We start from the raw sequence: 18066 nt of genomic DNA on the forward strand, positions 1-18066 counted from the left end.
CTATCGCACATTCTGCTATGAAATCGCCTTCGAAAATCTAAAACGTGTAGCGCACGTCTAAAAGCAACGATTTACCCGTAGATGCTCTCTTTGACACCGGATTAAACATCATTCCATTGAGTCCCCAATGTTCATTGAAGTCCCAGTTGAAACCGGCTGCGACTTCGGTCTTGGTGTCTGCGCCCTGGGCCTCGTTAATCAAGGTAAAGCCCGTGAGAAAATGGAAATTGTTGCCGCCCAAGTAAATCAATGCTGGAACACGAAGATACTGCGTGCGAAATCGTTGCCACATCATATCGAATGTCATGTACACGCCGTTTTCTTGACTCAGGCGAACCTTTAAGCCGAGGCCCGCATCCAGTAACCCCGCATGCAAAAAGAAATGGCACCTGGATTCACTCCTTGCAGATTCAGTTTTTTTTGCGGCAAAGCCAGAGGCCGAAAAAAACAACAAACAAACCAAGACCATCTTTAACTTATTCATCACACCCAAAATAGATAATCTTTCAACAAAGCGTGTTCTAGATTGAAAGACGAGAGATTTCTTATCAAGCGCTTTTTTTGACGACTGCGCTGCGACATTAATGTGTTGCACCTTTTTTGTGTAGTGAACTAATGTTCACTATCTATTGGCCGGACCTGGAACCGAAGTATGTTTTTTGTATGCTTTCGGGTTGAAAATGTCTGCTCCATCTTGCCAAAGTGGTAGAAAATGGTAGATTTGTACTGTGTTGTGGTAAAATGTGTCAAACTAGTATGAACTTTACGTCTTTCATAGGTCAAGCCCAGACGGCTATCGATGGAAAGGGAAGGTCTTCCTTCCCCAGGGAATTCCGTCGTCAGCTCGGGCCAACCGAGGGCGAAGAATTCGTGATCACTCGTGGTCCGAATCGTACGCTTCGGTTGTTTACCTTGCCGGAATATGAAAAGTTCATGGCGGACTTGGACTCGAGGTCCGACCGCCGTCAAGCTGACCTAGTTCGGAGAGGCCTCGCGCCCACGGTAGTGGAGCTCGATGGTCAGAACCGCATTTTACTTCCAAAGATCTTGTTGGAGTATGCTGGTCTTAAGGGCGAAGTCCTTTACGTACAAGCTAGCGGAAAAACTCTTGAACTATGGAATCCTGAACGTTATAACGAAAAGTTCGGCTTGCAGACAGAAGATGCAATTGCCGCCTTCGATGCCGCGTTCTATGGAGAAAGCTTGACGGAGGGGTCCGATGTCCATTAATAGCCTCCGCAAGAACGAATTACATACAAATGAAATTTTGAGCGGCCGCGCTACGGCAGCTCATTCCGAAGCAGCCCTCGCTGGCGTCGAAAACGGCGTGTTCTATCACGATCCGGTGATGCTCAAGGAATGCCTTGAAGGTCTGAACATCAAGCCGAACGGTACTTATAGTGATTGCACCTTGGGTGGTGGCGGTCATTCTTACGCTATTGCAAACAAGTTAAATGAAGAAGGAACGCTTCACGCTTTTGACCGCGACGGAGAAGCCGTTGCCTTTGCCACAAAGCGCCTTGCTGGTGTAAAACCCAAGTTCATTGTGCATCCGGTTCGCTTCGGTGAACTGAAGAACGAAATTGCGCCGAATACCTTGGACGGCATTCTCTACGATTTGGGCATTAGCAGCCACCAGGTAGATGCCTCGGACCGCGGCTTTACTTTTGTGGGCGACAATCCGCTGGACTTGCGCATGGACCGCCGCGAAGGTGTTTCTGCACAGGAATGGCTCAAGACGGTAGATGCAGATACGCTCGCCGCTGCACTCCGCAAGAATGCCGATATGGATCGCGGCTTTAAGCTGGCGACTCGCCTGATTGAAATGGCTGCCTCCAAGGGTGACCGGGAAATTTTGCCTTCTGACGTGAAGGCTGTCGTAGAATCCGTGTTCCCCGACAAGAGGCGCGAAGTGAACGGCCTTTTGGCCCGCGTGTTCCAGGCGATTCGCATGGAAGTGAACGGCGAACTCAAGGAAATCGAAGATAGTCTGCGTGCTGCCGTGGACTGCCTCAAGGTGGGTGGCCGCCTAGTGGTGATGAGCTACCACTCCGTGGAAGACCGCTGCGTCAAGGAAACGGCCGCTGAATTTGAAAAGGCCTGCATTTGCCCCGAACATCTGCCTGTGTGCACCTGCGGTGGCAATCACCAGCGCCTGAAAAAAGTGAATCGCAAGCCGATTCTGCCTTCTAACGAAGAAATTGCAAACAACAGCAGGGCTCGCTCTGCAAAGCTTAGGGTGTACGAACGGGTATGAGCGAAAAGAATCAGAAATCCCTGTTCAACTCTAACCGCACCATTGTGTGGGTGTTTATCTGCGCCGTGCTGGTGGCAGGGCTTTTGCTGATTTTGCCGTTGTATATGCAGAACTGCTTGTCCAAGCTTTACTTGAAGTCCCAGGATCTTTCTTATAAGATCGGGCAGCTGCAGCGTGAAAGAACCCTGCAGGAACTTGAAATCAACAAGTTGTCTTCTCTTGAAAACTTGTCTGTCTTTGCAGACAGTGCCGGTCTTGACTTGAATGGCGTGCCGACCAAGGTTCGCATAACGGGGGCTCCATGAATATAATCAATATGGACGCTCTTTCGGTTGCGAAGATGATTGTGCTTGGCGCAATCGGTGTTCTGGCATGGCAGACCTTTAATATTCAGGTGCTGAACCGTGAAGTGTACCAGGCCGAAACCAAGAGCATGGTAACCCGTACCAAGAGCATTTATGCCGAACGCGGTGAAATCCTGGACCGTAACGGTGTCGTGTTTGCCAAGAACCTGCGCGACACCGGCAAGGCCGAAGACTACAGCCGAATCTTCTTGCAGGGCAAGCTTGCCTCGCAGATTGTGGGCAAGGTCGGTTACGATGGCGAAGGCAGCATGGGCATGGAGCGCATGTACGACTTGCGCCTGCGCGGTAACGAAGGATTCCGCGTGGGTATCAAGGATGCCAGGGAACGCGAAATTTTGGGACGCTCCGAAAACGTGGCCGAAGCAAAGCCCGGCAAGAATCTGGTGCTCACGATTGACCGCGACATGCAAGAAATCGTGGAAAAGGCCCTGAAGGATGGCGTGATTGAATTCAGCGCCGCCAGCGCCTCTGCCGTAGTTGTGGACCCGTACACGGGCGAAATCCTGGCCATGGCAAGTTACCCGACTTTCGACCCGAACTCCAAAAAGCAGGGTGTGGGCAAAATGGCGAAGAACGACATCGTTGCGATGTCCTATGAACCGGGCTCTACCTTCAAGGTGATTACGGCTGCGGCGGCACTTGAAAACGACGTGGTGCCCGAAGATACCGTGTTTGTGAACGAGGGCAAGTGCTGGAGCTGGAGCGCCCGAGCCGAACGCATTTGCGACACGCACATTTATGGCGATATGGATATGGCCGAGGCAATGGTGCAGTCTTCGAACATTGTCTATGCGAAGGTAGCCGACAAGGTGGGCGCCGAAAAGCTTTACCGTATGGCCCGTAACTTCGGCTTTGGCATGAAGACTTCTGAAAACCTGGCGGGTGAAGAAGCCGGTCGCCTTTACATGCCTTACGAACTGACTCGTGATGACCGAACCCTTAAAACGATGGGCTTTGGCCATGCTGTTTCTGTAACGCCAATCCAGATGGTGATGGCTTATGCGGCTATTGCGAACGGCGGAACTCTGATGGAACCGATGATTGTAAAGGAATGGCGTGATTCCGACGGAAACCTGGTCGAAAAGAAGGACCCGGTAAAAGTGCGTCGCGTGATTTCGGAACGCACGGCAGCCTCGATCCGCAAAATGCTCAATCGCGTGGTGAACAGCGGTACGGCAAAGCGCGTGGCTAGCAAGAAGATTCCGGACGTGATTTTTGGCGGTAAGACCGGTACGGCTGAAAAGTACAACCAGGAAACTGGCAAGTATGACCGCGAACACCAGGTGGCATCTTTCATTGGCCTTGCTCCGGTCGAAGATGTGCGCTACGTGTGCATGGTCCTGGTGGACGACCCGAACGCGGACAAGCTTTATGGTCACACGGGTGGCGCAACGGCAGGCCCGATTTTCCGACGCATTATGGAAGGCATTTACTACCATCCGAAGCTTTCGCCGGTATCGCATGATCTTGAGTTTGTCAAGATGAATACGGCTTGCGAAGGCGACTACGTGGGAATGCTTGGAGAGACAGCAAAGTCTGTGGCAGCAGGCAAGAAATGTCCGGTGACTTTTGAAGGCGAAGGTTCTCGAGTGATTGCCGTTCGCCGCGACAAGACGGATTCTTTGGCGCTGGTGCTCAAACTTGGCGATGTCGACGCTTCGACGATGCCGGACTTGAAGGGCCTTTCGCTGAAAGATGCTCTTGAAATTGCTGGAAACATTCGCATGAATGTGGAATATACCGGAATGGGCCGCGTTGTGTCTCAGACGCCGAAAGTCGGGGAAACGCTCCATAAGGGTCAAATTTGCAAGCTTACGCTCAAGGAGAGGGGCTAAATGATTTCTGAAACGTTGATGCAGAAATTGAATGTACAGGGCCTGTGCGACGACTCCCGCCGCGTGAAGGCTAAAGATTTGTTTTTCTCGATGCCGGGTGAAAAAGCCGATGAATTTGCAAGAACCGCTTTGGCATCGGGTGCTGTGGCCGTGGTGAGCGAAACGGTTGCTCCCGAAGGCTTGACTTCGAAGTGGATTCAAGTGGCCGACGTGAAGGCCGCCCGCCTCGAAGCAGCACAAGTTTTCTACAAGAACCCGTTTGCAAAGCTTAACGCTCATGCCGTGACGGGTACGAACGGAAAGACCACCAGCGCATTCTTGATGGATGCGATGCTTACGGCTGCTGGCCGCAAGGTGGCCCTCCTTGGAACGATCAAGAACAAGATTGGCGATACTTCGGTACCAGCCACCCTAACTACACCGGGACTTTTGGATTTGTATGCCTTTGCCGCGAAGGCGGTGGAGGCCGGTTGTACGGATTTGGTGATGGAAGCGTCTTCGCACTCGCTGGATCAGGGACGTATGGCAGGCGTGCTTTATAAGAGCGCCTTGTTCAGCAACCTTACGCAAGACCATCTCGATTACCACAAGACAATGAATGCCTATTTTGAGGCAAAGAAACTTCTGTTTACGCGTTATCTGGCAGATGACGGCGTTGCTGTTGTCAATATCGATGATGCGTACGGACTGAAACTATACGATTCCCTAGCCGGGATTGGAGCGGACCGGAGGGTGGCTGTCTCGCGTCTAGGGGTCGTTAGTGCTCTTGTGAAGCCCGAAGGGGCTGTGAAGAATACCGAAGACGGACTCAAGATGCTTTTGCCCGCCATTAGCGCTGAGCCGTTTGAAACTCCGTTGTGTGGCGACTTTAACGTAGACAACGTGATGCTGGTGCTTGCTTGGGCAAAGACAATCGGTGTGGCCGAATCTGCCATGCGCAAGGCTCTCTCCGAAGTCCGTGTTCCGGGCCGTTTCGAAAAAGTCTGGAACAAGAATGGCCGCCACGTGATTGTGGACTACGCCCACACTCCCGATGCCCTCGAACGCGTCCTTACGACCGCGCGAAGCCTCTGCCGAGGCAAACTTTCGTGCGTATTCGGCTGTGGCGGTGACCGCGACAAGACCAAGCGCCCGATTATGGGTGCGATTGCCGAACGCATTGCGGACAAGGCTTGGCTCACCTCGGACAATCCGCGTACCGAAAATCCGACCGACATCATCAACGACGTGCGTGCCGGCATGAAAACGGACAAGTTCAGCGTCGTCGAAAAGCGCGAAGAAGCGATTGCCAAGGCTTGTGCCGAACTTAAAGATGGCGACTGGTTGGTGATTGCGGGCAAGGGCCACGAAGACTACCAGATTGTGGGCAAGACCAAACACCACTTTGATGACCGCGAAGAAGCGGTGAAGGCGATGGAAAATGTATAAGCTGGATTTGAAAATCAAGGAACTCTTGGAAATCCTCGAAACCTACTCGGTAGGTGTCGATGGCCGTACCAAGAACCGCAAGGTGAATCTTTGCATGGATTCCCGCGAACCTGCCAAAGGTGTTGTGTTTTGGCCAATCAAGGGCGCCCGTTTTGACGCCCACCAGTTTGTAACACAAATGGAAAAAAATGGAGCATTGATGAGTGTCGTGAATGCAGATGCCGAAGGCATTGAAAACTTCAAGATGTATGCGCCCGTCGACGATACGACGAAAGCGCTCCTCAAGCTCGCCAAGGGCTACCAGAAGAATTTCAAGGTGAAGAAAGTTGCCATTACGGGCAGCAACGGCAAGACCACCACTAAGGAAATGGTGAAGGCCGTTCTTTCGCAGAAGTACAATACGCACGCTACCGCCGGTAATTTCAACAACCACATCGGTGTGCCCATGACGCTGTTCCAGCTCAAGCACAGCCACGAAGCGGCTGTTATCGAAATGGGCACGAGCGGCCCGGATGAAATCCGTCCGCTCTCGCTCGCCGTCGAGCCCGATGTGGCCGTGATAACGAACATTGGCGCCTCTCACCTGGAACGCCTCAAGGATTTGGACGGCGTGTTCGCCGAAAAGAAGACGATTGTCGCGGGCCTCAAGAAGAACGGCGTGCTGATTGTAAACGCCGATGACCCGCGCCTTTGCAAGTGCCGCAGCAATACCAGCTACAAGGTGGTGACCTTTGGCGTAAAGCGTGGCATTATCAAGCCCGAAAAGCTCGAATGGAACGAAGACAACTGTGCCACTTTCTTTGTAGACCGCACCAAGTTTACGCTGAATGTGCCGGGCATTCATAACCTCTATAACGCTCTCGCTGCAATTGCCGTCGGCTTGCAGTACAGGGTGCCCAAGGCCGACATCGCCAAGGCTCTTGCAAATTTCCGTTCGACCAACATGCGCATGGAAATCAAGAATGCGAACGGCTTCAAGATCGTGTCGGACTGCTACAATGCAAATCCGTCTTCGACCAAGATGGCGTTGCAGACCATTGGCAATATGAAGGTGAACCGCCGCATTGCCGTTCTGGGCGATATGCTGGAACTCGGCGCCCAGACCGACGCCTTGCACCAGGAAATGGGTGCCATGGTGCCCGAAATGAATTTTGATATGCTCCTGACCGTGGGCGAAAAGGCGAAACTTTATGTGAAGGGCGCAAAGTCCAAGGGCATGAAGGCCGCTCATCATTTTGCCTCTGTGCAGGAACTGATCGACACCCTCACCGAAATCGTGGCCGAAGGCGATGTGCTCCTGATCAAGGGCAGCCGCGGTATGCACATGGAGACTGTGGTGGATGCCATGCTTAAACTCACGAAGGTCAAGGCTTAAGGATATAACGAAGTAATGGAAAACACAGTTGCAAATACCGGCATGAACAAGCTGCTCCTGGTAGTTGTGTTGCTGCTGATTTGTTTGGGGGTGCCTATCGTGTATACGGCATCGGCCCATTTTGCTGTGTCTCATGGACTTCCTGCAGAATACTACTTGCAGAAGCACCTGATCAAGGCTGTGTTTGGCTTGATTCTGATGCTTGGCCTTGCCCGATTCCTGGATTACGGTCACTGGGTCTGGCTCGGTCGCATTACCTTCTTTGTAGGCGTTGTCCTTACGATTGCGGCTCTTGTGTCGGGCCACGGTGTCAAGGGTGCGAACCGCTGGATTTTGGGCATTCAGCCTTCTGAAATCATGAAGCTCGGCATGCTCATCTGCATTTGCGGAAAGTTCTCGCAGGCAGGCGACAACATCAAGAGTGTCGCTTGCACTATCATTCAGCCGGGAATCTTCTTTGGCATTACGGCGTTTCTCTTGATTATGCAGCCGAACTACTCGATGCTTATGATGCTTTCGATGGTCGTGATTTGCGTGATGCTCACGGCTGGTGTGAATTACAAGTACCTCGCCATTGCGATTGGTGCCGCCATTCCGCCGGGAATTATCATGCTGCTCATGACGGGGCATTCGAGTAAGCGTATTCAGGCGTTTACGGCTGCCGAAGGCGAAATGGTCGCTTCGAACTGGCAGGGTGAACATGCTTTGCTCGCTTTGGGTAACGGCGGATTCTCGGGAACCGGATTCGGCATGGGTGTGCAGAAACTGGGTTACTTGCCCGAAGTTCACAAAGACGTGATTTATGCGGTGGCTGGCGAAGAATTCGGATTCTTGGGAACCTTCTTCTTGCTTGCCTTGTATGCGGTTCTGTTTGCGCAAGGATTCTCGATTGCACGCCAGTCTTCGACCCGATTCGGAAAGTACTTGGCCGTGGCTCTCACGTTCTCGCTTTTCTTCAACTTTTTGGTTCACGTCTGCGTTTGTGTGGGTCTTTTCCCCACGACGGGCCAACCTCTCCCGTTCATAAGCTTTGGCGGAACCAATTTAATTTACAGCTGTGTGGCGGTGGGTATTCTTTTGAACATTTCTAGACCAAATACAGGCAAGATGATCAAGGAACCTTATATGAGCGGAGCTTCGCTCGAAAGCAGTGCCTACAGAAACTATGAATATTCAAGGAGTGGCGTATGAAAAAGTTCCTTTTCGTATGTGGCGGTACCGGTGGCCATATCTTCCCGGCCGTAGCCATTGCAAATAGCCTTAAAAAGATGGGCGTGACCGACATTACTTTTGCGGGCCGTAAAGATTCCATGGAAGAACGCTTGGTGGCAAAAGACTGGCCCTACGAATACATTTCGGCTGTTCCTCTGCACCGTGGCCCGTTCCTCAAGAATTTGGCCTTGCCGTTCAATTTGTCCAAGGCATTGGTGCGCGCCAAGAGCGTGATTAAGAAGGTAAAGCCCGACGTTGTCGTGGCAACCGGTGGCTATGTGTCGCTCCCGATTGTGCTTGCCGCAGGCACTGCCGGCATTCCGGTTTACCTGCAGGAACAGAATGCGGTGGCAGGTGTCGCCAACAAGGTGGGCGCCCGCTACGCAAAGACCATCTTTGTAACCTCCGAAGAAGCTGCCAAGTTCTTCCCGGTAGAAAAATGCATGATTTTTGGCAACCCGGTTCGTGAATTGCCGATTGGCGATTCCTTGCCGCGTCCGGCAGAATTTGCTCCGGGCAAAAAGGCCGTGTTTATTGTTGGTGGCTCTCAGGGGGCAGTGGGCATCAACAACAAGATTGAAGAAAGCATCAAGACCATTGCCGCCCGCGACGATGTTTCCGTGGTATGGCAGGTGGGTGTCAAGAACGTGGAATCCATCAGTTCTCGCGTGGGTGAAGTCAAGAATGTGGCAGTTCGCGGTTTCCTGGATGGCATTTACGCCTACATGAAACATGCCGACTTGATTATCAGCCGCGCCGGTGCTTCTGCCTTGGCCGAAATCTTGGCCTTCGGTAAGCCTTCGATCCTCTTGCCGTTCCCGCATGCAACTGCGAACCACCAGGAACATAACGCCCGCGTGGTAGAGAAGGCGGGTGCCGCCCTTGTGGAACTTGACGCCGAAGAAAATCACCTGTGGGAAAAGGTGGAACAGCTCTTGGCTGATGAAAACCGTTTGAATTCGATGGCCATCGCGGCGAAAAAGCTCGGAATGCCCGATGCTGCCGACCAGATTGCTCGTGTTATCCTCTCTAAGGAGAATGATTAATGCAGATTAATGATTGTAAGCGAGTCCGTAAGCTTCATTTTGTAGGTATCGGTGGCGCCGGTATGTCCGGTATTGCCGAAGTGCTCCACGACAACGGTTTCGTGGTGAGCGGCTCCGATACCGGTGAAAGCCAGGTGATTGATTACCTGAAGGGCCTTGGCATTAAGGTATTCTCGAAGCACGAAGCTTCTAATGTGGAAGATACTGACCTCGTTGTTTATTCTTCTGCGGTTCCGCACGATAACCCGGAACTTGTTGAAGCCCGCAACCGCCGTATTCCGGTGATTCGCCGAGCAGAAATGCTGGGCGAACTCATGCGCATGAAGTACACGCTTTCGATTGCCGGCACTCACGGCAAGACCACGACCACCTCTATTGTGGGAGCTATTTGGGAAGAAGCCGGCCTTGACCCGACCATTATCGTGGGCGGTGTAGTCAAGGGCAAGGGCAGTGGAGCTAAGGTCGGTAAGGGTGACTACCTGATTGCCGAAAGCGATGAATTTGACCGCAGCTTCCTTTCGATGATGCCGTCTTCTGCAATCATCACAAACATTGACGCTGACCACTTGGATACCTACGAGAACATTGAAGACATCAAGGATGCCTTCGTGCAGTTCGCGAACAAGATTCCGTTCTACGGCCAGGTGATTGTCTGCCTCGACGACCCGAACGTGCAGCAGATTTTGGCCCGCCTCAAGAAGCCTGTGATTACTTACGGCTTTACTCGCCAGGCCAAGTACCGCGTAGATAACCTGCGCTTTGAAAAGGGTTTTCCTGTATTTGAAATTTTGAACGATGGCGAAAGCCTGGGCGAATTCAAGCTCCAGATTCCTGGCCGCCACAACGTGCTGAATGCAACCGCTGCCGTAGCCCTCGCCATCGAGGAAGGCATCTCTGCCGATATCGCCCGCAAGGCCTGCGCCGAATTCGAAGGCGTCAAGCGCCGCTTTGAATTCATCGGCGAAAAGAACGATGTCCTGGTCTTTGATGACTACGCCCACCATCCGACCGAAGCAACGGCGACCTTGCTCGGTTTCCGCGACGCCTTCCCGGACCGCCGCATTATCGTTGCATTCCAGCCGCACCTGTTTACACGTACCCGCGACCAGCACGATGCCTTTGGCGGTGCCTTTGCGAACTGCGATGTGCTCTTGGTGACTGACATTTACGCTTCCCGCGAAAAGCCGATTGAAGGCGTGACGGGTGCGCTCGTGTCGAACAGCGCTTCGGACCGCGGCCACCGTGACTCCCGCTTTGTGGGCGACCAGCTGAACTTGCTGCCGATCCTCAAGAAGGAATTGCAGCCGGGCGATGTGGTGGTGCTCATGGGCGCCGGAAACATCTGGAAACTGGGTGAAAGAATTTTGAAGGAATGCTTGTAAGTATTAGGGATTAGAATTGACTGGACGTAAGACAACATTACTCGGCCGTCGAATGGGCTATAACGAACTGAAGCGCAAGCAAGAGCGCGTCCGCAAGGTAAAGAACGGCGTGTCTTCGGCTTGGCATTGGTTCAAGCGCCGCGGCTGGATTTTCGCCATTATCTTGGTGGTTCTTGCAGTCCTTGCAATTCATAACCGCTTCTACTTGCAGCATTTCAATCCGCTGGAACTGCGCCACTTGCAGTATGTGGAAATCGAAGGCAACCGTATGCTTTCTTGGGAAGACGTGATGCAAGGTGCCCAGGTTGAAACGGGAATGCTCATGTCGGAACTGAATGCCGATTCTGTCGAAGCTTCGCTCATGCAGCTTCCGATGATTCTTTCGGCAAAGGTCGAAAAGAAATTCCCGTCTTCGCTCTACATCAAACTGCACGAAACTTCGCCGGTGCTTACGGTTCTTTCGGAGGGCCGCGCAACGATCTATTCCGAAAAGGGCTATCCGCTCCCGTACTCGGTGGCAACGGCAATGAGGCTCCCGGTAATGGATATGGCGGCAATGGAACACGTGAAGGCTGTAACCCAGTTCCTAGTAGAAATGCGTAAGTACGATGCAGAACTTTATAATCGCGTGTCGCAGGTGACCTGGTCTACGGAAGATGAATGCATGAAGGTCTATTTCAGGGATGTGGGCTTTACCGCGCTCTTTAGGGATCTCAAGTCGAACAAGGACCAGTTTACGCTGTACAAGTCTCTTGAAAATGGGTTTGCAAAGGATTTACTTTGCGCAGGTGAAGTCGATATGCGCTATTCGGGCTTTGCCTATGTAAGAAATTATGATAAGAGGTGCGTCAATGGATGACAATAAACAGGACAAAAGAAAAGACGAATACATCTTTGGCCTTGACATTGGTGAATCGAAGATAAACCTGTTCGTGGGTGTTTCCGAAGGTGAAAACGTTCGCGTTGTGGAATGCGGCGATTTCCCGCTCAAGAATGCCGACGAGTTCGATTCTGTAGTGGAAACATTACAACAGGCTGTCCAAGTCATTGAAAATACGACTCGCGTCGATGTGCACGATGTGTACGTGGGCATTGCCGGTAAGCATGTGCGTTCCTTGGATACCCAGGGAATCGTGACGCTCCCCATGGGCGAAGTTCGTGAAGAAGACATTGACAACGTTACGAAGCAGGCGAGTACCTTGCCCGCCTCGGCCGGTGAAATCATTCATATCTTCCCGGGCGAATACAACCTCGACGACGAACCGCATATCCGTAACCCGAAGGGCCGTTCGGGCCGTCGCTTGGGCGTCGATGTCCAAGTGGTGACCGTGAAGCAGAATGCCTTGCAGAATCTGGCCAAGTGCGTGAACCGCGCAGGCCTCAATGTGGCAGGCTTTGTGCTGGAACCCTTGGCGGCAGCAAGTGCCGTGCTTACCAATGACGAACGCGAATTGGGTGTTGCCCTCGTCGACATTGGCGCCGGTACGGCAGACATCGCCGTGTTCGTGAATGAATCCGTTCGCTTCACCTTCTCTTACGAATATGCCGGCAACTCGATTACGAGCGATATCAGCCGTTGCCTCAATGTGCCTATCGCTCTTTCGAAGGCCGAAGAAATCAAGAAAAAGTTTGGAACTTGCGTCATCAGCAACTTGATCGAAGACGATACCTTCCCGGTTCCGGCCGTGGGTAACCGTGGCGATGTCTCTTGCTCACGCAAGCTTCTTGCCGAAATTATCACGGCGCGCGTAGGCGAAATCTTCTGCAAGCTCAATGAACAGCTCAAGGTTCACCAGCTCGATTCCATTATCAATGGCGGTATCGTGCTTACGGGCGGTTGCTGCGCATTGGAAGGCATCGAAGATGTCGCATGCAAGGTGTTTGGAAAGCCGGTTCGTGTTGGCCGCCCCAAGGGCATGAGCGGTATTCAGGAAGCCTACCAGAATCCGTCTTACGCAACGGGTATTGGCCTCTTGTATTATGCGAACAAGCAGCACCGCGAAAAGAAAAATCGTGAAACGGGAACGCAGATCGCGGTTTCCATGAAGAAAGGATTCCAGCGTGTTCTCGAAATCATCAGGACTTATTTATAACAACATCAACACTCAACATCAGGGAGATAAAAACATGAGTGAAATCGATAACTTCAACTTCGAGGTAAAGTCTCGCGTAATGGGCGAGGAACCATCCTTCAACAACGCCAAGGTCAAGGTGTTCGGCGTCGGCGGAGCCGGCGGCAATACTGTGAACCGCATGAAGCGTATGAATATTGAAGGTGTGGAATACTATTCCATCAATACCGATGCAATGGCGCTTGATTTGAGCCTCGCTGACCACAAGATTCTGATTGGCGAAAAGACCACCAGAAACTTGGGTGCCGGCATGGACCCCGAAGTCGGTCGCAAGGCTGCTGAAGAAAACTTGGACGATATCAAGGAAGCCATGAAGGGCGCTGACATGGTGTTCGTGACTGCCGGTATGGGCGGTGGTACGGGTACAGGGGCTGCTCCGGTGGTGGCAAACATTGCCCGCGAACTCGGTATCCTCACGGTTGCCGTGGTGACCAAGCCGTTCCGCTTCGAAGGTAACGCTCGTTCCACTATTGCACAGGAAGGTATCAACGCCCTCCGTGCCGCTGTTGACACCATCATCGTTGTCGAAAATAAGAAACTTTTGACTCTTCTCCAGGCCTCCAACCAAAAGGCCACTATGGATGAAGCCTTCAAGATGGCTGACGAAATCCTTGGCAACGCAGTGCAGAGCATTTGTGGCATCATGTTCCGTCATGGCCTTGTGCATGTTGACTTTGCCGATATCCGTAAGGTCATGCTCAAGGGTGGCTCGGCTCTCATGGGTACCGGTTATGCTCAGGGCGAAAACCGCGGTATCATGGCTGCTGATATGGCTCTTGCCTCTCCGCTTCTCGAAGACATCAATATCGAGGGCGCTTCTGGCGTGCTCGTGAATGTTGCCCACGGCGAAAACTACTCCTTGCTTGAACATAGCGATGCTATGGATCACATTTACGAAAAGGTCGGCGAAGCAGGTAACCCGAACATCATTATCGGCGATATCACTGACCCGGCTCTCGGTGACAAGGTTTGCATTACCATTATCGCTACCGGTTGCGGTGGCACGGCCGTCAATCAGCCTAAGGTCAATACCACTTCTGCTGGTTTTGGCTTTGGCAACTTCACCGTTCCGCAGCAGACCATTCAGCAGTCTGCTCCGGTTCAGCAGGCTCCTGCCGCTCCGGCTGGCATCCAGCAGGCAACGCCGCGTCCGACCGGTTTCAACGTGTTCGATTTCCAGACCGTTAAGCCCGAATCCACGGAAATGTTTACCCGTCCGCAGTACACGCCCGCTTCTCAGCCGGCTCCTGAAGCTATGACCTCTTCCATTCCGTCTCTGACCGAAACGTCCGTGATGCGTTCTGTGAATGCTGCCATGTTCAGCTCTCCGGAATTCAACGCTGCTGCTCCGGCCGAAGAAGAAGTGGTGTCCCAGGGCTCCGAAACTTCTGAAATGTCTGCTGTTGCCGAAGAAGACCGCATGAACGGTGGTGTTCCGGCTTACGAAGCTCCGTCTTACGAAACTCAGTACGACATGCCTGCTTACGCTCGCAATGTAGCCAATGGCGCTACCGTGACTATGGAACGCCCGGCTGCAACGCGTCAGCAAGAAGTGGAACCTGAACCGGTTGCTGCAGCTCCGGCAACGATCGACTTCAGCCTGCCTGCCTACCTGCGCAACAGGAACATGAACGCAAACAACTTCTAATGAGTCTTGCTGAAAGAATCAGCAAGGTCTGTTCCGCGGCGAAAGCCCCGGTGGGTTTTGCTGAATTCCCCAAGAATTAAACACACACACAACGAGTGCGCGGGTGCGCACTCACCACAACACAAAAGGGTCACCTGGGTCTCCCTGCCTGGGTGATCCTTATTATGTCCGCTCGGCTCTATAGTATTCATGAAAATGTGATATCGCCTCGCTCTCGCCTTCACGACCAACTTACGTTTGGTCGTTCCGGCTCACGTAATCTATATATACCGCAACGCTCTATAGCATTTATGAAAATGTGATATCGCGTTGCTCCCCCCGCAAGGGGGGGCCATGTCCACATAAGCACTAAAGTGCTAAGTGGCCAAAGGTCGCCAACACGCCACGCTTACGCTGTGCCGCTTATGGCTCACGTTGTATCCGCTCGCGCCCAATCCGCTCGCGTTATGCCGGAAAACCTTAATTTGTCATGCCCGCGGAGGCGGGCTTCTCCTTTTTTACTTAAATTTCTTTCTATGAAATTGAAGTCCTTATTTTTTGGTTTATGTGCTCTTGGAACGGCTTTGGCTTTTGCAGAGTCTTCGGATTCTGCTACGTACAAGGGCTATTTCCAGATTGGTACGGATTTCAACTTCGGTTTTAACGGTGGCCCGACGGATCCGACGTTCGCGGTCGATACGGCTGAATATTACGGCAACAACTGGCGTGGACTTCGCGTACCTCTAGAAAACGCCCGCAGCTACGAAGAACATATCGATCCGTTCTTTACGCTTAGCTTTCGTGCGGGCTATGGCGATTTCCATTTCTTGATGGAAGCGCCGCTGCGCAAAGATATCGAAGCCTGGTACGATAGTAAGCTCAAAACGAATTTTACCTACAAGCCGAGCGAACTGGACATTGGCGTGCCCATTAACGCTTATGCCTTGTGGAACAACCCGGTGGGTTACGTGCAGTTGGGTCGCTTTGACCCCGATCTCAAGGTTTCCCCGAATGACCTCGCTTTGGGAGGAACCCCTTACCACGATGGTTTGCACTGGAAGTTCAAGGCCGGTATTTTCCGCTATGACTTCTTGGTAAGCTCGTTAAACGCCTGGCTCTTTGACGATGTCCCGGGTGCTGCGGACGAAACAGGTTGCGTTTACCCGAAGGGCTCCGAAGCGGCCGAACAAAAGTGCCCCGCACACGGCAAGCAGGCGAGTAACCAGCGCGACCGCATTTACGACGACAATGTGAAAAATCTCGTGTACCACCGCATCGGTGTCGAAACGTCGCACTTTTGGACTTACATTATTGAAGAAAGCATGGTGGGCGGCAAGGATTTGGAATTCCGCTCCATGAATCCGTTCATGTTCCTGCACAACAATTTTGCGGGCGGCTACACCAAGGCGGTCACGACTTTTGAACTCGGCTTCACCCCTGCCCGTTATTCCAGGTTCTATGGCCAAATCAACATGGAAGACATCAACAGCCCCGTGGGCGAAGATGACGACAAGGGCACGAACCGCAGCATGATCAGCTTCATGGCGGGCTACTACCAGGAAATTCCGACGCGCCGTTATGGCACGTTCTCTTGGCGCTTCGATGTGGTTCGCACTGACCCGTTGCATAACAACGGCCGCTTGCCTTTGCTGGAATATTCGAGCCGCCGCCTTTACCGCAGTAATTACCGCGAACAGGACGACCCCGATTACGCCGATATGTACTTTGTCGATTACCCGATTGGTTACCGCCGTGGCTCCGACGCTTTGGACATGTGGCTTGACCTCGGCTGGAAATGGGGGAGACATTCCCTCAAGATGACGCTTGCCTGGCTGCAGCAAGGCGACAAGGAACTCTACACCGACTACGATGTCGCCATTCAAGAAGAAAAGGCCCCGTCTGGCGTAAAGGAATCGCAGGCATTGGTCGATGCGCTTTATTCCATGCAGTATAACAGCTGGTTCGGCTTCTACCTTGGCGGTGGATTCCGCAAGTACGACAACTTGGCTCACGACAAGCACGAAGACGGCAAGGATGGCTGGATCCGTTCCGGCATCAAGATGACCTTTAATCCGGTCGATACGAAGTTCTGATTGAAAACAATCCCTTTTTCCCTGTTAACTTCCTACTTCCAACTGTCTACTATATCTATATTTTCCTTGTAAACCAAGGAGTTTAATATGGCAGAAATCGGTACACCTCTAAGTTCTAGTGCCACCAAGGTGCTGTTTTGCGGAGCTGGCGAACTCGGCAAGGAAGTTATCATCGAGATGATGCGTCTCGGCGTCGAAGTGATTGCCGTGGACCGTTATGCCAATGCTCCCGGCATGCAGGTAGCTCACCGCAGCCACGTGATTAACATGCTTGACGGTGCCGAACTTCGCCGTGTGATTGAACTGGAAAAGCCGGACTACATTGTTCCCGAAGTCGAAGCCATTGCGACCGACACGCTCGTGGAACTCGAAAAGGAAGGCTACAACGTCATTCCGACGGCCAAGGCCACCAAGCTCACGATGAACCGCGAAGGCATCCGCCGCCTTGCCGCCGAAGAACTCGGCATCAAGACGAGCCCGTACCGCTTCGCCGACAATTTTGAAGACTTCAAGGCTGCCGTTAAGGAAATCGGCATTCCGTGCGTCATCAAGCCGGTCATGAGTTCTTCGGGCCACGGCCAGAGCGTCATCAAGACCGAAGCCGACATCCAGAAGTCTTGGGACATTTCGCAGCATGAAGGCCGCACGGGCCACGCCAGCCGCGTGATTGTGGAAGGCTTCGTGCCGTTCGATTACGAAATTACTTTGCTCACGGTTCGCCATGTCGCAGGCACGAGCTTCTTGGAACCGATTGGTCACCACCAGGTGGGTGGCGACTACCAGGAATCTTGGCAGCCGCAGCCGATGAAGCCGGAACTCCTGGAACAGGCCAAGGTCATTGCGAAAAAGGTGACCGACGCCCTTGGCGGTCGCGGCATCTTTGGCGTGGAACTTTTCGTTTGCAAGGACGAAGTCCTGTTCAGCGAAGTCTCTCCGCGTCCGCACGATACGGGCATGGTGACGCTTATCAGCCAGGATCTTTCTGAATTTGCGCTGCATGCTCGCGCCATTCTCGGCCTGCCCATCCCGAACATTGCATTCCACGGCCCGAGCGCCTCGAAGGCAATTGTGGTCGACGGCAATTCCGACCACGTGAAGTTCGGCGGCTTGGAAGAAGTCCTTGCAGAACCCGACACGGCACTCCGCCTGTTCGGCAAGCCCGAACTCAAGGGCCACCGCCGCCTGGGCGTGCTGCTTGCCCGCCGCAATACGGTCGAAGAAGCCAAGGCCCAGGTCATGGCCATGCGCGAAAAAGTCAAGGTGACGCTGTAGTTTTTTTATTGCGAAGGGATAACCCCGAGCGAACCTTTACAT

At 52.8% G+C, this 18066-nt stretch carries 15 protein-coding genes; 14 read left to right on the forward strand and 1 reads right to left on the reverse strand.

The genetic code is table 11. The features are described from left to right. Positions 1 to 37: 37 nt before the first annotated feature. A complete protein-coding gene (locus B7988_RS01075) occupies positions 38 to 484 on the reverse strand; it encodes a hypothetical protein (protein ID WP_088656517.1) in 447 nt (148 codons plus the stop codon). Between the two features lie 272 nt (positions 485 to 756). Here B7988_RS01075 and B7988_RS01080 point away from each other — a divergent pair, with 272 nt between their 5' ends. The 14 genes from B7988_RS01080 to purT all read left to right on the forward strand — a co-directional run bounded on the left by B7988_RS01080 (position 757) and on the right by purT (position 18024). Beyond that, positions 757 to 1230, forward strand: coding sequence for an MraZ family transcriptional regulator (locus B7988_RS01080; RefSeq protein ID WP_073318312.1), 474 nt, complete (start codon positions 757 to 759; stop codon positions 1228 to 1230). Then, positions 1220 to 2257, forward strand: coding sequence for a 16S rRNA (cytosine(1402)-N(4))-methyltransferase RsmH (gene rsmH / locus B7988_RS01085; protein ID WP_088656518.1), 1038 nt, complete (start codon positions 1220 to 1222; stop codon positions 2255 to 2257). The genes B7988_RS01080 and rsmH overlap by 11 nt, the downstream gene beginning before the upstream one ends. Continuing rightward, on the forward strand, positions 2254 to 2562 hold the full coding sequence (locus B7988_RS01090) for a hypothetical protein (protein WP_088656519.1): 309 nt from the start codon (positions 2254 to 2256) through the stop codon (positions 2560 to 2562). Before rsmH ends, B7988_RS01090 begins: the two co-directional genes overlap by 4 nt. Then, the gene (locus tag B7988_RS01095; RefSeq protein WP_073318306.1) at positions 2559 to 4457 is read left to right on the forward strand and encodes a penicillin-binding protein; all 1899 of its coding nucleotides are present in this window, start codon (positions 2559 to 2561) and stop codon (positions 4455 to 4457) included. Before B7988_RS01090 ends, B7988_RS01095 begins: the two co-directional genes overlap by 4 nt. Beyond that, entirely contained in the window at positions 4458 to 5885 is a 1428-nt protein-coding gene (locus tag B7988_RS01100; protein WP_088656520.1) for a UDP-N-acetylmuramoyl-L-alanyl-D-glutamate--2,6-diaminopimelate ligase, read from the forward strand. It abuts the gene before it with no gap. Next, entirely contained in the window at positions 5878 to 7260 is a 1383-nt protein-coding gene (murF, locus tag B7988_RS01105) for a UDP-N-acetylmuramoyl-tripeptide--D-alanyl-D-alanine ligase (protein ID WP_088656521.1), read from the forward strand. The genes B7988_RS01100 and murF overlap by 8 nt, the downstream gene beginning before the upstream one ends. A 15-nt stretch (positions 7261 to 7275) precedes the next feature. Next, positions 7276 to 8451, forward strand: a complete 1176-nt coding sequence (locus B7988_RS01110) for a putative peptidoglycan glycosyltransferase FtsW (protein ID WP_073318300.1) — start codon at positions 7276 to 7278, stop codon at positions 8449 to 8451. Continuing rightward, the gene (murG, locus tag B7988_RS01115) at positions 8448 to 9518 is read left to right on the forward strand and encodes an undecaprenyldiphospho-muramoylpentapeptide beta-N-acetylglucosaminyltransferase (RefSeq protein WP_073318298.1); all 1071 of its coding nucleotides are present in this window, start codon (positions 8448 to 8450) and stop codon (positions 9516 to 9518) included. Before B7988_RS01110 ends, murG begins: the two co-directional genes overlap by 4 nt. After that, complete coding sequence (gene murC, locus B7988_RS01120) at positions 9518 to 10900, forward strand: UDP-N-acetylmuramate--L-alanine ligase (protein ID WP_073318296.1); 1383 nt, start codon at positions 9518 to 9520, stop codon at positions 10898 to 10900. The genes murG and murC overlap by 1 nt, the downstream gene beginning before the upstream one ends. Before the next feature lie 52 nt (positions 10901 to 10952). Next, positions 10953 to 11759, forward strand: a complete 807-nt coding sequence (locus B7988_RS01125; protein ID WP_088656522.1) for an FtsQ-type POTRA domain-containing protein — start codon at positions 10953 to 10955, stop codon at positions 11757 to 11759. Continuing rightward, positions 11752 to 12993: a cell division protein FtsA gene (gene ftsA / locus B7988_RS01130; RefSeq protein ID WP_088656523.1), complete on the forward strand. Its 1242-nt coding sequence runs from the start codon at positions 11752 to 11754 to the stop codon at positions 12991 to 12993. The genes B7988_RS01125 and ftsA overlap by 8 nt, the downstream gene beginning before the upstream one ends. Before the next feature lie 34 nt (positions 12994 to 13027). After that, positions 13028 to 14680 (forward strand): cell division protein FtsZ, encoded by a 1653-nt coding sequence (gene ftsZ / locus B7988_RS01135; RefSeq protein ID WP_088656524.1) that lies wholly within the window; start codon positions 13028 to 13030, stop codon positions 14678 to 14680. A gap of 563 nt (positions 14681 to 15243) precedes the next feature. Beyond that, entirely contained in the window at positions 15244 to 16752 is a 1509-nt protein-coding gene (locus B7988_RS01140) for a hypothetical protein (protein WP_088656584.1), read from the forward strand. An 87-nt stretch (positions 16753 to 16839) separates the two neighbouring features. Continuing rightward, on the forward strand, positions 16840 to 18024 hold the full coding sequence (purT, locus tag B7988_RS01145) for a formate-dependent phosphoribosylglycinamide formyltransferase (protein WP_085534724.1): 1185 nt from the start codon (positions 16840 to 16842) through the stop codon (positions 18022 to 18024). Positions 18025 to 18066: the final 42 nt, after the last annotated feature.

Origin of the sequence: Fibrobacter sp. UWB1, assembly GCF_002210325.1 — a bacterium.
Taxonomy (GTDB): Bacteria; Fibrobacterota; Fibrobacteria; order Fibrobacterales; family Fibrobacteraceae; genus Fibrobacter.

Bases quoted from the DNA above. Each gene is read 5' to 3' on its own strand.
- B7988_RS01100 (WP_088656520.1), top strand. From the start codon at position 4,458: ATGATTTCTGAAACGTTGATGCAGAAATTGAATGTACAGGGCCTGTGC.
- B7988_RS01110 (WP_073318300.1), top strand. From the start codon at position 7,276: ATGGAAAACACAGTTGCAAATACCGGCATGAACAAGCTGCTCCTGGTA.
- B7988_RS01095 (WP_073318306.1), top strand. From the start codon at position 2,559: ATGAATATAATCAATATGGACGCTCTTTCGGTTGCGAAGATGATTGTG.
- B7988_RS01090 (WP_088656519.1), top strand. From the start codon at position 2,254: ATGAGCGAAAAGAATCAGAAATCCCTGTTCAACTCTAACCGCACCATT.
- B7988_RS01080 (WP_073318312.1), top strand. From the start codon at position 757: ATGAACTTTACGTCTTTCATAGGTCAAGCCCAGACGGCTATCGATGGA.
- murC (WP_073318296.1), top strand. From the start codon at position 9,518: ATGCAGATTAATGATTGTAAGCGAGTCCGTAAGCTTCATTTTGTAGGT.
- B7988_RS01125 (WP_088656522.1), top strand. From the start codon at position 10,953: ATGGGCTATAACGAACTGAAGCGCAAGCAAGAGCGCGTCCGCAAGGTA.
- ftsA (WP_088656523.1), top strand. From the start codon at position 11,752: ATGGATGACAATAAACAGGACAAAAGAAAAGACGAATACATCTTTGGC.
- ftsZ (WP_088656524.1), top strand. From the start codon at position 13,028: ATGAGTGAAATCGATAACTTCAACTTCGAGGTAAAGTCTCGCGTAATG.
- murG (WP_073318298.1), top strand. From the start codon at position 8,448: ATGAAAAAGTTCCTTTTCGTATGTGGCGGTACCGGTGGCCATATCTTC.
- purT (WP_085534724.1), top strand. From the start codon at position 16,840: ATGGCAGAAATCGGTACACCTCTAAGTTCTAGTGCCACCAAGGTGCTG.
- rsmH (WP_088656518.1), top strand. From the start codon at position 1,220: ATGTCCATTAATAGCCTCCGCAAGAACGAATTACATACAAATGAAATT.
- B7988_RS01075 (WP_088656517.1), bottom strand. From the start codon at position 484: ATGAATAAGTTAAAGATGGTCTTGGTTTGTTTGTTGTTTTTTTCGGCC.
- murF (WP_088656521.1), top strand. From the start codon at position 5,878: ATGTATAAGCTGGATTTGAAAATCAAGGAACTCTTGGAAATCCTCGAA.